Origin of the sequence: Pseudonocardia sp. SID8383 (genome assembly GCF_009864975.1) — a bacterium.
GTDB lineage: Bacteria > Actinomycetota > Actinomycetes > Mycobacteriales > Pseudonocardiaceae > Pseudonocardia > Pseudonocardia alni.
Map to the genome: position 1 here is coordinate 1 of NZ_WWFY01000172.1, position 12,376 is coordinate 12,376.

Below are 12,376 nucleotides of genomic sequence, written 5' to 3' on the forward strand. Positions count from 1 at the left end.
ACCAGCGCGATCGCACCCAGCACCCACGGGGCGGCGCCGGTCCGGTCCAGGACCAGCAGCACCGTCCCGCCGACCAGGGCGATCGCCCCCGCGGCGCCGACCGGCGGCGCGGCCACCCGGTTGGCGATCGCGAACGCGTCGGCGGTCCGCAGGCTGTCCGCGGTGCGGACGCCGGCGAAGCGGTTGCGCGGCAGCCGGCCGGTCGCCCCCAGCACGGCGAGGACGACGAGGACCACCCCGGCCAGCAGGAGCAGGGCGGCGAGGAGCAGGCGGAGCGTCGTGGGCACGTGACCAGGGTAGAACCCGGGGGAACGGGGATGCCCGCCCCGGCTACCCTGGTCACATGTGCACGGCCCGCCGACTTCCCGGCGCGGCGTCGTAGCCACAACACGGCGCCGCGACGGCCCCTCCTGCGTGATGCGCACGAGGGGCCGCGACGTGTTCCGGGCCCCGAGTCGGGCCGTCACGACAGGCATCCCCGAGGTGAGACGGACATGAGCACCGAGACCACGACCGCGTCCGAGCAGCGCGCGGACCGACCGGCGTACCGCTACGACGCCGAGATGGCCGCCCGGATCGAGCGGAAGTGGCAGGACTTCTGGGAGACCGAGCAGACCTTCCACGCCCCCGACCCGGGGCAGCCCGGCTCGGAGAAGCCGAAGGTCTACCTGATGGACATGTTCCCCTACCCCTCCGGGGCGGGGCTGCACGTCGGGCACCCGCTGGGCTTCATCGGCACCGACGTGCTGGGCCGCTACCTGCGGATGAACGGCCACAACGTGCTGCACCCGATGGGCTTCGACGCCTTCGGGCTGCCCGCCGAGCAGTACGCCGTCCAGACCGGGACGCACCCGCGGACGACGACCGAGGCCAACATCGCCCGCTACCGGCAGCAGCTGCGCCAGCTGGGCCTGGGCCACGACCCGCGTCGCTCGGTGTCCACCACCGACATCGGGTTCTACCGCTGGACCCAGTGGATCTTCCGCGAGATCTTCGAGTCCTGGTACGACACCGACGCCGACCGCGCCCGCCCGATCTCCGAGCTGCGCGCCGAGTTCGAGGCCGGCACCCGTCCGACCCCCGACGGCCGACCCTGGGCCGAGCTGTCCGAGGCCGACCGGCGCGCCGCCGTCGACGGGTACCGGCTGGCCTACATCTCCGAGGCGCCGGTCAACTGGTGCCCCGGCCTGGGCACCGTGCTGGCGAACGAGGAGGTCACCCCCGAGGGACGCTCCGAGCGCGGCAACTTCCCCGTCTTCCGCCGCAACCTGAAGCAGTGGATGATGCGGATCACCGCCTACGCCGACCGGCTGGCCGACGACCTGGACCGGGTCGACTGGCCGGAGTCGGTCAAGGCGATGCAGCGCAACTGGATCGGCCGCTCCGAGGGCGCTCGCGTGCGCTTCGCCGTGCCGGGCTCGGACGCGTCGATCGAGGTCTTCACGACCCGCCCGGACACCCTGTTCGGCGCCACCTACATGGTGCTGGCGCCCGAGCACCCGCTGGTCTCCTCGCTGGTCCCGCAGCAGTGGCCGGCCGGTACCGACGCGCGCTGGACCGGCGGTGCCGCGACGCCGGCCGAGGCCGTCGAGGCGTACCGGGCCGAGGCCGCCCGCAAGTCCGAGCTGGACCGCCAGGAGAACAAGGACAAGACCGGTGTGTTCACCGGCGCGTACGCCACCAACCCGGTGAACGGCGCGGCCGTCCCGGTGTTCGTCGCCGACTACGTGCTGATGGGCTACGGCACCGGCGCGATCATGGCGGTGCCCGCCGAGGACACCCGGGACTGGGACTTCGCGGCCGCGTTCGGGCTGCCGCACGTGCGCACGGTGCAGCCGCCGCCGGACTGGGACGGCGGCGCGTACACCGGCGACGGCCCGACCATCAACTCCGCGAACGACGAGATCAGCCTGGACGGGCTGGGCGTCGACGAGGCCAAGCGCACGATCATCGACTGGCTGGCCGCGAAGGGCGCCGGCGAGGGCGTCGTGCAGTACAAGCTGCGCGACTGGCTGTTCTCCCGGCAGCGCTACTGGGGCGAGCCGTTCCCGGTCGTCTGGGACGAGCACGGCCCGATCGCGCTGCCCGAGGACAAGCTGCCCGTCGTCCTGCCCGACGTCGACGACTACTCGCCCAAGACCTACGCCCCGGACGATGCGAACTCCGAGCCGGAGCCGCCGCTCTCCCGGGCGCACGAGTGGGTGGCCGTCGAGCTGGACCTGGGTGACGGCCCGAAGCAGTACCGCCGCGAGACGAACACGATGCCGCAGTGGGCCGGGTCGTGCTGGTACTACCTGCGCTACCTGGACCCGGAGAACACCGAGCGGTTCGTCTCCGCCGAGGCCGAGAAGTACTGGATCGGCAAGGACGCGGCCCGGTCGGTCGCCGACCCGGGCGGCGTGGACCTGTACGTCGGCGGCGTCGAGCACGCCGTGCTGCACCTGCTGTACTCGCGGTTCTGGCACAAGGTCCTGTTCGACCTGGGCCACGTGAGCAGCGAGGAGCCGTTCCGGAAGCTGTTCAACCAGGGCTACATCCAGGCCTGGGCCTACACCGACGCCCGCGGGACCTACGTGCCCGCGGAGGAGGTCGTCGAGGTCGTCGGCGAGGACGGCACGAGCGCCGGTTTCACGTGGAACGGGCAGCCCGTCACCCGGGAGTACGGGAAGATGGGCAAGTCGCTGAAGAACGTCGTGACGCCCGACGACATGTGCGACCGCTACGGCGCCGACACCTTCCGGCTGTACGAGATGTACACCGGCCCGATGGACGCCTCGCGTCCGTGGTCGACGCGGGACGTCGTCGGCCCGCAGCGGTTCCTGCAGCGGGTGTGGCGCAACCTGGTCGACGAGGGCACCGGAGCGGTGACCGTCGTCGAGGACGCGCCGTCGGAGGAGATCCTGCGGTCGCTGCACAAGGCGATCGCCGGTGTCCGCGAGGACTTCCCGGCGCTGCACTACAACACCGCCGCCGCGAAGCTGATCGAGCTGAACAACGCGCTGACCAAGCGTGGGGCGCCGGTGGAGCGCGAGGTCGCGGAGGCGCTGGTGCTGATGCTGGCGCCACTGGCCCCGCACATCGCCGAGGAGCTGTGGCAGAAGCTGGGTCACGAGGACACACTGACCTACGCGCCGTTCCCGGTCGCCGACGAGCGCTACCTGGTGGCGGACACCGTCGAGTACCCGATCCAGGTCAACGGCAAGGTCCGCTCGCGGGTCACCGTCGCCGCCGACGCCGCCCAGGAGGACATCCGGGCGGCCGCGCTGGCCGACGAGAAGGTCGTCGCCGCGCTGGACGGGGCCGAGCCGAAGAAGGTCATCGTCGTGCCGGGGCGCCTGGTCAACGTCGTCCGGTAGGGAACGCAGGCGACCTCCTGCCCGTTGAGCGGGCAGGAGGTCCGTCATGAGCGCAGTCCTGACCCTGATCGTCGTCCTGGCCGTCGTCGCGGCCGTCGTGTGGCTGGTACGGCGGCACAACGCGGACTCCGCCGCCGCTCTGGCGGACGCCCAGGCCGAGTCCCGGCGCTGGGTGGAGCGCCTCGGCGGCCAGGTCCTGGCCCTGACCGGGACCGACGACCCGAGCCGTCAGGCGCTGGCCGACGCCGCCGAGCGCTACACCGCCGCGGGCTCGCAGATGGAGCAGGCGCGCACGGCCGCGCAGTGCCGTCAGGTCACCGAGACCGCCTACGAGGGTCTCTACTACATCCGCGCCGCACGCACGGCGATGGGCATGGACCCCGGGCCCGAGCTGCCGCCGCTGCCGGGCCAGTCCCGCGCCGGTGAGGTCACCGAGGACCGCGAGGTCGAGGTGGAGGGCCGCAGCCTGGGCGCGTCGCCGCAGCCGACCGACCGGAACAGCCATTACTACCCCGGCGGGACCGTCGCCGGGCGTCCGGTGCCGCGCGGCTGGTACTCCGAGCCGTGGTGGAAGCCGGCACTCGTCGCCGGGGCCTGGGGGGTCGGTTCGGCGCTGCTGTTCACCTCGCTGTTCAGCGGGATGGCCGGCGCCGACCAGGCCGCCTACGCCGACGGGGCCGCCCTCGACGACCCGGGCTTCGACGGCGGTGCCGACGGCGGCTTCGACGGCGCCGACCAGGGCGGCTTCGAGGGTGGGGGCCTGTTCGACAACGACTCCGACTTCGGCGGGGACTTCTTCTGACCCGCGCGCCGTAACGGCCGGCCCCCGGGCGGCATCCCCTCGTCCGAGCGACCAGCCCGTGGTCGGACGGCGAGAGGGGCCACGTCATGACGTACCACCTGCAGGCGGCGCGCGGGGGTTCTCCGACTTCCGGGGGCGCGCCCGGCGGGCCGGTCAGGCGCGGGACCCGCGCCTGACCGGCTTCTCCGGCCGCCGGGTCGCCCCGGTCCCCGGGTCCGGCGGCCCGGACAGGGCCGGCTCGGCGAGCCAGGCCTCCACGGCGTCGAGCACGAACGCGGCGTCGTCGAGGGCCGCACGCGCCTCCGCCGCCGGGGCGGTCACGTCCGAGTGGTCGGCCAGCGCCCGCCGGTTGTAGAGCGACCGGAGCAGCCGCCCGGCCCGCGGGTCCAGCGACCGTTCCCGCACCACCCGGCGCACGAACGCGCTGACCACCTCGGAGTGCTCGGCGCGGGTCTCCCCCAGCACCAGCAGCGCGGTCTCGGCGGCCCGGAACGCGGCGTGGAACGCGCGAGAGACCGCGGCGTCGCCGAAGCCGTTCTCGGCCAGCACCCGGGCCCCGCCCAGCTCGACCCGGGCCCGGGCGATCCCGCCGTGCACCCGCCGGGTCACCGGATCCGCACCGCCTCGGCGCGGGCACGCACGACCGTCGGGTCGGCGGCGCGGACGAGTTCGCCCTGGCCGACCGGCAGCACGCTGATCGTCAGCCCGGTCCGCCGGGTGTGCTGCCACAGCACGTCGTCCATCGCGCGGACCTCCTCCCAGGGCAGGATCGGGAACCCGTCGTCGTCGAGGACCACGAGCAGGTCGATCGCGGACTCGACCGAGCCCTCCCCGCTCGCCCAGGACCCGAACAGCAGCACCTGGCGCAGCCGGGGGCCGTAGAGCAGACCCAGGTCGTCGGCGACGGCGGCGGGCACGTCGTCGTTGGACGGGTCCGGATCGGGGTGGCGGGCCCTGAGCCGCTCGCCGTCGTCGGCGCCGATCAGGCCGGCCGCGACCAGCCAGTCCGCCGCGCGCCTGCGGGAACGGGCGTCGCGGAAGCGGTACCACTGGTCACGGACCTCGGGGAACTCGAACAGCGTGTTCTTGAACCGGCGGAACGCGCCCCGGCCGTCGATCGCGCGGTCCAGCAGCGCCGCGGCCCGCCGGTGCTGCACGCCCGCGGTGAAGTCGGACATGTCCCGGTAGGACTCCCGGCTGGTCACCGGCCGGATCTCCACCCAGTCCGGACCGGGCCGGCCGTCGCCGGACACGCCGTGCACCTCGGCGTCGGCCGGGTCGAGGTACCAGGTGACCTCCGGCGTGCGGTCCTCGAGCGCGTCCGCGAGCGCGGACAGGTCGAGGCGGGCGGGGTCGAGCACGGGGCGACTCTATGCCCGGTCCGGTGCGCGTGGCAGCCGCCGCGGGACCCTCAGCCGTCCTCCTTCTCCCCGGAGCCGAAGAGGAAGTGCGCGACGAGGACCGCCCCCCAGATCCCGATCGGGAAGATCGGCCAGAAGAACGGGAGGCCCTCCCCGTCGGAGGACGAGGCGAACGCGGTGACCACCCAGATGCCGGTCAGGACGACCGAGGTGCCGGCCCACGAGCGCCACTCGGTGAGGTGCTCACGCCTCGCCTCGGCCTTCTCCACCTGCGCCGTCTCGGCACGCACCGACGGCAGCGTCGTGCGTTCGACCGCGGGCAGGTCGGTGACCAGCCGGTCGAGGTCCGCGCGGACGGTCGCCGCGTAGGCCTGCTGCAACCGCTCGTCGTATTCGGTCAGCGACAGCCGGCCCTCGTCGTACGCCAGCTTCAGCCGTTCCGCGGTCTCGCTGCGGTCGGCGTCCGACACCCGCATCACGGACCGATCGTCGTCCCTGGACTCCCCCATGCCCGTCGAGCGTAGCGACGGGGAGGGACACGGGGGTCTGTCGTTCGGACGATCCGCGCCCCCGGGGCGGGGCCGAACGGGTGGCGACCGCGACGCCGACGAGGCACAGCAGACCGCCGGCGAGCGCGGCCGGTGCCGGCACCTCCCCGAGCAGTGCCCAGGACAGTCCGACCACCACCGGCGGGATCGCGTACGTGGTGGCGGCCAGCCGGCCCGCGGTCGTGCGGGTCAGTGCGTATCCCCAGGTCAGGAACGCGACTCCGGTCGGGAACACCCCCAGGTAGACGACGCCGGCGACGGCCGTCGGCGGTGCCGTGGCGAGCGCGGCGACCAGCGACGGCAGGAACGGCAGCAGCGCGACGGCCCCGGCGACGGCGCCCGTCCAGGTCATCGTCAGGGCGTCGACCCGGGGCAGCAGCCGCTTCTGTGCGACGGCCGCGCCCGCGTAGACCAGTGCGGCGAGCAGCCCCAGCAGCACCCCGGACAGGTCGGCGCCCCCGGCCGACGACGCCGCCGCGATGAGCACCACCCCGGCGAACGCGACGGCCATCCCGGCCAGCAGCCGTGCCGGGAATCCCTCGCCGAGCAGGAGCCCGGCGAGCACGGCGACGACCACCGGTGCCACGTTCACCAGCAACGCGGTGGTGCCCGCGTCGAGGTGCCGCTCGGCCGCGTTCAGCGCGAGGTTGTAGACGCTGAACCAGGCCGCGCCCCAGATCACGACCGCCGCCAGCAACCGTCCGCGGGGCAGGGGTGGGCCGGGGCTGCGTCTGCGGGCGCGGACCACGGTCAGGATCGCGGTCAGGGTCAGGGCCCCGACCAACATCCGTCCCAGGGCCAGCGCGCCCGGCGACAGGTCGTGGCCGACGGCGCGGATGCCCACGAAGGCCGAGGCCCAGAGCACGACGGTGGTGGCCGCGGCGGCGAGCGGCAGCAGTCCCGGCCGGGTCGCGGCGCTCACAGGGTGGGCCGGCGGGTGTCGTAGCCGGTGCGGACGGGCAACCGTCGCGGTCGTTCCCGGAACAACCGGTACAGCGCAGCGAGGGTGGCGGGGGTGGTGAGGGCGAGCAGTCCCAGGTTCACGGTGGTCATGGAGCCATCGTCGGACTACTCACGGTTCAGCACCAGCGACATGTTCTACCTCTGGATTCAGTTCTGCTGTACGTTTGTCCGCGTGCTCGACGCTCACCGTCTGATGATCTTCCGGTCGGTCGTGGCCGGTGGGTCGGTGCAGTCCGCCGCCGCCAACCTGGGGTACACGCCCTCGGCGGTGAGCCAGCACGTCACCGCGCTCGCCCGGGAGACCGGCCTGGTGCTGTTCGAACGGGTGGGGCGCGGGCTGCGGCCGACCGCGGCCGGGCTCCTGCTGGCCGAACAGGCCGACGCGGTGCTGGCCCGGCTCGGTGAGGCCCAGGTGCTCGTCGAGGATCTGCGCACGGGACGCACCGGGTCGCTGGCGGTGGCCTACTTCGCCTCCGTCGGGTCCGCCTGGATGCCGCGGGTGGTGCGCAGGCTGACCGCCGGTTTCCCGGGGGTCCGGCTCGACCTGGCCCTGCGTGAGTGGCTGCCCGACGACCCGGCCGACCGGTCGGACCTGCAGATCGCCGTCGAACGACCGGAATTCGAGGCCTGGCCCGGGTTCTCGGTGCACCACCTGCTCGACGACCCCTACGTCGTGGTGGTGCCCGAGGGGCACCCGCTGGCCGGGGCGGAGCAGGTCGACCTGGCGGAGCTGGCCGGACAGCGGTGGGTGGACAACGACTTCGCCCGCGGGTGGTGCCGGCGCAACCTGGTCGAGGCCTGCGCCGCCGCCGGGTTCCGCCCGCCGTTCCACGTCGAGGCCCACGACTACCGCACGGCGTTGGCCTTCGTCGCCGCCGGCATCGGCGTCACCGTGCTCCCCCGGCTCGGCGCCGTCGACCTGCCGGCCGGGACCTGTGCGGTGCCGGTCGTGCGGCCCACGCCGGTGCGGACGATCCTGGCGGTGGTCCGGGACGCCGCGGCGGCGGCGCCACCGTTGCTGGCGGCCCTCGACGAGCTCCGCGAGCAGTCGGCGCTCAGCCCTGCGGGCGCACCACGATCTCGGTGAGGTGGGCGTCGCGGGTCGCGGTCAGCGCGGCCAGGATCGCGGCACCGACCGACTCGGGGCGCAGGAACCGCGAGCCGTCGTACTCGCCGCCCTCGTGGGCGACGACCCGCTCCTGCATGGCGGTGTCCACCCGGCCCGGGTGCACCGAGGTGACCCGGATGCCGTGCCCGGACTCCTCCGCGCGCAGGGCGTCGCCGAACGCGCGCAGTGCGAACTTGCTCGCCGCGTAGGACCCCCAGCCCGCGCGGGCGGTGAGCCCGGACCCGGAGGTGACGAGCACGACGTCGGCACCGGTGTCGGCGCCCGCCGCGCGCAGTGCGGGCAGCAGCAGCCGGGTCGTCTCGGCGACCGCGACGACGTTGACGTCGAACTGGTGGCGCCAGGTCTGCGCGGTGGTCTCCGCGACGGTGCCCAGCTCCCCGACCCCGGCCGAGTGGACCAGCGCGTCGAGCCGGTCGATGCCGTCGAGGGCCGCGGCCAGCGCGTCGTCGTCGGTGAGCTCGACCGCCACGGTGCGGACCGCGACCGGGCCCGCCTCGGTCAGCTCACCGGCCAGGGTCTCCAGCCGCTTCTCGTCCCGGCCGCCCAGGACCAGGTCGTAGCGCGGCGCGAGCAGCCGGGCGGTGGCGGCGCCGATGCCCCGGGAGGCACCGGTGATCAGGGCGAGCGGGCGGCGGGGAGCGGTCACCCGATGAACCTACGACGACCGGCCCCGTCCTGCGCGAGGACGGGGCCGGTCGTCGTACCGGGGAGCGTGCGCGCTCAGACGCGGCGGGCCGAGTTGAACGGCATCCGGTCGATGTCGGAGATCTTCACCGGCTGACCGCTGGTGGAGGCGTGCACGATCTGGCCGTCGCCGATGTAGATGCCGACGTGGCTGACCGGGCTGTAGAAGAACACCAGGTCGCCGGGCTTGAGGTTCGACTTGGACACCTTGGTGCCCACCTGGGCCTGGGCCCGGCTGGTGCGGGGCAGGTCCTTGCCCGCCTTGTCGAACGCGTAGCTGACCAGGCCGGAGCAGTCGAAGGCGCTCGGACCGGTGGCACCCCAGCGGTAGGGCTTGCCGAGCTGGGCCATCGCGGTGGCCATCGCACCGCTGCGCGCGGCGGCGGCCTGTGCGGCCGGGGCCGCGGCCTGCGCGGCGGACGAGACCGACATCGCGGCCGGGTTCGCGCCGAGCGCCGGCAGGACGTTCGCGGCCGGGGCGACGTCACGGGTCACGGTCTCCGCGGCGGGTGCCGCGGATGCGGTGGCGTCCGTGGGGGCCGCGGTGGCGGCGGGGAGCACGGACAGAACAGCGGCCGCGGCGGCGGTGGTGGCCACGACGGCGACGCGGAGCGCCGGAGCGGAATGACGCTGGGGCACGGTGGGGTCCTCGGGATGTTGCACCACCGGAGGAGCGGTCGGGGCGGGACCCGTGGGCGCCGGTACGAAGGGGGAGTTCCGGTGGGGACACCGACGGCACTCACGACCCGCCCGCGTCGTCGCCCGGCGGTGACCCTGCACCCCTCACCCCGGATGGGCGGTGGTCGCGCAAGGCCGGACCGCACATTACGAACAGATATCGCTCAAATAAATGACGCAGGGCACATTCATTGCATGACTGCGCTCACGACGAATAACGAGAACATTCCGGATCGGTAATGTCGTCTTCCGGAACGTCTCCGGTACGGCAAAGGCCCGGGGATGACCTGCACGGTCGTCCCCGGGCCGTTGTACCGAGAAACGGATCAGCTGTCGATCTCGCCCCGGATGAAGGCCTCGACCTTGTCGCGGGCCTCGGAGTCGCGGTACTGCTCCGGCGGCGACTTCATGAAGTAGCTCGACGCCGACAGGATCGGTCCGCCGATGCCGCGGTCCTTCGCGATCTTGGCCGCCCGCACCGCGTCGATGATGATGCCCGCGGAGTTCGGGGAGTCCCAGACCTCGAGCTTGTACTCCAGGTTCAGCGGGACGTCACCGAACGCGCGGCCCTCGAGCCGGACGTAGGCCCACTTGCGGTCGTCCAGCCAGGACACGTAGTCCGACGGGCCGATGTGCACGTTGCCCTTGCCCATGTCCCGGTCCACCTGCGAGGTGACGGCCTGGGTCTTGGAGACCTTCTTGGACTCCAGCCGCTCGAGCTCCTTCATGTTCAGGAAGTCCATGTTCCCGCCCACGTTGAGCTGCATCGTGCGGTCCAGCTGCACGCCGCGGTCCTCGAACAGCTTCGCCAGCACCCGGTGGGTGATGGTCGCGCCGACCTGGGACTTGATGTCGTCGCCGACGATCGGGACGCCGGCGGCCCGGAACTTCTCCGCCCACTCCGGGTCCGAGGCGATGAACACCGGCAGCGCGTTGACGAACGCGACGCCCGCATCCAGCGCGGCCTGCGCGTAGAACCGGTCGGCGTCCTCGCTGCCCACCGGCAGGTAGGACACCAGCACGTCGGCCCCGGTGTCGCGCAGCGCCTGTACGACGTCGACGGGCTCGCCGTCGGCCTCGGTGATGGTCTCCCGGTAGAAGCGGCCGAGACCGTCGAGGGTCGGCCCGCGCTGCACGGTCACCCCGAGCGGCGGCACGTCCGCGATCTTGACCGTGTTGTTCTCGCTGGCCGAGATCGCGTCGGCGAGATCCTGACCGACCTTCTTCGCGTCGACGTCGAACGCGGCCACGAAGGTCACGTCCCGGACGTGGTACCCGCCGAAGTCGACGTGCATCAGGCCGGGGACCTGGGTCGACGGATCGGCGTCCGCGTAGTAGTGAACCCCCTGGACCAGCGACGCCGCGCAGTTGCCCACGCCGACGACCGCCACCCGAACCTGGCTCATGTCAGGCTCCTCCTGTTGTCTCGTCCTGTCGTACCCCGCCGGTCGCGGGCCGGGATGGCCCGCCGCCGGGGAAGGTCCTCTCGTCGCGGCCGTCCGCGGCACCCTGCTCGGCCCGTTCGGTCGCGATCAGCTCGTTCAGCCAGCACACCTCGCGCTCGGAGCACTCCAGCCCGAGCCGGTGCAGCTCGCGGGTGTAGCGGTCGACCCCCTCGCAGGGCCTGCCGAGCGCGGTGCGCAGACCGTCCCGGCGTTCCTCGACGGCCCGTCTGCGGCCCTCCAGGATCCGGATCCTGGTCTCCGCCGGTGTCCGCGCGAAGAACGCCAGGTGCACGTCGAAGCTTCCGTCCTCCCACGCCTGGGGGCCGGCCTCGGCGAGCATGGCCGCGAACCGGTCCTGGCCCGCCGGGGTGATGCGGTAGACCCGCCTGCCCCGTCGCAGCCGTCCCGGAGCGCGTCCGTACTGATCACCCGCCTCGTCGGTGGTCTCGGCGATCGACCCGGCCCGGAGCAGCCGGCGCAGGGCCGGGTACAACGAGCCGTAGGAGAACGCGCGGAAGCCGCCGAGCCTGCGGCCGAGCTGCTTGCGCAGCTCGTACCCGTGCAGCGGACCGTCCTGGAGCAGGCCGAGGACCGCGAAGTCCAGCATCGCGACCTCCTCCGTGCGGACCGCCGACCGGTCATCCTATCGGTCCGATACATCGATCCGTCCCCTCCATGATCGTCGTCACAGGTGGTCGCGGACCGGACGAGTACCCCGACCAGGGACGGAACGGTCGTGTCCGCAGGGGCCCGTGCGGGACGGCGATGGGTCCGCGGGTCCGTCCCGCGTACCCTGGTCGGGTGCTCAGCCCGCGACAGGTGGTGGACTACGCCCTGCAGCGCCGTGCTCTGCTGGCCGACGTCCGGGCCGGCCGGGTCGGACGTGAGGAGGTGTGCGATGCGGGTGCCTACCTGCTCCGCGCCGCGCGCTTCCACGGGACGTCCGCCGGTCGGGCCTGTCCGGTCTGCCGCCACGAGGAGCTCGCCCAGGTCTCGTGGGTGTTCGGCGAGAGCCTGCGCCACGTCTCCGGCTCGGCCCGCTCCGCGGCGGACCTCGAGCAGCTCGCGGCACAGGTCGCCGACTTCTCCGTGCACGTCGTCGAGGTGTGCACCGAGTGCCGTTGGAACCACCTGGTCCGCTCGTTCGTCCTCGGCACCGGCCGCCCCCGCCGCGGCCGGCGGAGTGCGGGTGGCTGAGTCCGATGGCACCCTGCCCGACGAGCACGACCACCCGGACCGCGCGCACCGCGCCGGTCCGCTGCCGGATCCCCTCCGCCCCGGGCACCCCCGGCCCGGGCCGCTGCGGATCCGGTCCACCGCATCCCACGGAGCCGCCCGGTGAACGACGAGCGTGACCCCCGGCGCACCCCGCCGCCGCCCCCGCCCCCGCCCCCCGGTCCTCCGCGGTCC

At 73.5% G+C, this 12,376-nt stretch carries 13 protein-coding genes and 2 pseudogenes; 4 read left to right on the forward strand and 11 right to left on the reverse strand.

From position 1 onward, the window contains the following. Window positions 1-287 (reverse strand): SdpI family protein (locus GTW08_RS04020; protein ID WP_202416369.1); only part of this gene is annotated, 287 nt, incomplete at its 3' end. Between the two features lie 207 nt (window positions 288-494). Here GTW08_RS04020 and leuS point away from each other — a divergent pair. Continuing rightward, entirely contained in the window at window positions 495-3,356 is a 2,862-nt protein-coding gene (leuS, locus tag GTW08_RS04025; RefSeq protein ID WP_073573694.1) for a leucine--tRNA ligase, read from the forward strand. A gap of 46 nt (window positions 3,357-3,402) precedes the next feature. Next, window positions 3,403-4,158: a hypothetical protein gene (locus GTW08_RS04030; protein ID WP_073573693.1), complete on the forward strand. Its 756-nt coding sequence runs from the start codon at window positions 3,403-3,405 to the stop codon at window positions 4,156-4,158. 153 nt (window positions 4,159-4,311) lie between these two features. On the opposite strand, the gene GTW08_RS04035 is transcribed toward GTW08_RS04030, so the two are convergent. The 6 genes and pseudogenes from GTW08_RS04035 to GTW08_RS32405 form a co-directional block, all read right to left on the reverse strand. Next, window positions 4,312-4,767, reverse strand: coding sequence for a HEPN domain-containing protein (locus GTW08_RS04035; protein ID WP_073573692.1), 456 nt, complete (start codon window positions 4,765-4,767; stop codon window positions 4,312-4,314). Beyond that, window positions 4,764-5,519 carry a UPF0158 family protein gene (locus GTW08_RS04040; RefSeq protein ID WP_073573691.1) on the reverse strand — a complete coding sequence of 252 codons (756 nt, stop codon included), beginning with the start codon at window positions 5,517-5,519 and terminating at the stop codon, window positions 4,764-4,766. The genes GTW08_RS04035 and GTW08_RS04040 overlap by 4 nt, the downstream gene beginning before the upstream one ends. A gap of 50 nt (window positions 5,520-5,569) precedes the next feature. Next, the gene (locus GTW08_RS32835) at window positions 5,570-5,809 is read right to left on the reverse strand and encodes a hypothetical protein (protein ID WP_253068613.1); all 240 of its coding nucleotides are present in this window, start codon (window positions 5,807-5,809) and stop codon (window positions 5,570-5,572) included. 87 nt (window positions 5,810-5,896) lie between these two features. Further along, window positions 5,897-6,028: pseudogene (locus GTW08_RS32840) on the reverse strand (DUF1707 domain-containing protein); the annotation flags it as partial. A 94-nt stretch (window positions 6,029-6,122) separates the two neighbouring features. Next, window positions 6,123-6,989, reverse strand: a pseudogene (locus GTW08_RS04050) (DMT family transporter); the annotation flags it as partial. Continuing rightward, window positions 6,986-7,120, reverse strand: coding sequence for a hypothetical protein (locus GTW08_RS32405; RefSeq protein WP_255497419.1), 135 nt, complete (start codon window positions 7,118-7,120; stop codon window positions 6,986-6,988). The gene GTW08_RS32405 and the pseudogene GTW08_RS04050, both read right to left, overlap by 4 nt. An 82-nt stretch (window positions 7,121-7,202) precedes the next feature. On the opposite strand from GTW08_RS32405, the gene GTW08_RS04055 reads away from it, so the two are divergent. Beyond that, window positions 7,203-8,117 (forward strand): LysR family transcriptional regulator, encoded by a 915-nt coding sequence (locus tag GTW08_RS04055; RefSeq protein WP_073573689.1) that lies wholly within the window; start codon window positions 7,203-7,205, stop codon window positions 8,115-8,117. Here GTW08_RS04055 and GTW08_RS04060 read toward each other — a convergent pair. From GTW08_RS04060 to GTW08_RS04075, 4 genes are all read right to left on the reverse strand, one after another. Then, window positions 8,086-8,805, reverse strand: a complete 720-nt coding sequence (locus tag GTW08_RS04060) for an SDR family oxidoreductase (RefSeq protein ID WP_161151441.1) — start codon at window positions 8,803-8,805, stop codon at window positions 8,086-8,088. The genes GTW08_RS04055 and GTW08_RS04060 overlap by 32 nt on opposite strands. A 74-nt stretch (window positions 8,806-8,879) precedes the next feature. Continuing rightward, on the reverse strand, window positions 8,880-9,482 hold the full coding sequence (locus GTW08_RS32845; protein ID WP_073573687.1) for a C40 family peptidase: 603 nt from the start codon (window positions 9,480-9,482) through the stop codon (window positions 8,880-8,882). A gap of 365 nt (window positions 9,483-9,847) precedes the next feature. Continuing rightward, window positions 9,848-10,927, reverse strand: a complete 1,080-nt coding sequence (locus tag GTW08_RS04070) for an inositol-3-phosphate synthase (protein WP_073573686.1) — start codon at window positions 10,925-10,927, stop codon at window positions 9,848-9,850. 1 nt (window position 10,928) lies between these two features. Further along, window positions 10,929-11,573 carry a PadR family transcriptional regulator gene (locus tag GTW08_RS04075; RefSeq protein WP_073573685.1) on the reverse strand — a complete coding sequence of 215 codons (645 nt, stop codon included), beginning with the start codon at window positions 11,571-11,573 and terminating at the stop codon, window positions 10,929-10,931. A gap of 194 nt (window positions 11,574-11,767) precedes the next feature. Here GTW08_RS04075 and GTW08_RS04080 point away from each other — a divergent pair, with 194 nt between their 5' ends. Continuing rightward, window positions 11,768-12,163 carry a DUF5318 family protein gene (locus tag GTW08_RS04080; RefSeq protein ID WP_073573684.1) on the forward strand — a complete coding sequence of 132 codons (396 nt, stop codon included), beginning with the start codon at window positions 11,768-11,770 and terminating at the stop codon, window positions 12,161-12,163. Window positions 12,164-12,376: the final 213 nt, after the last annotated feature.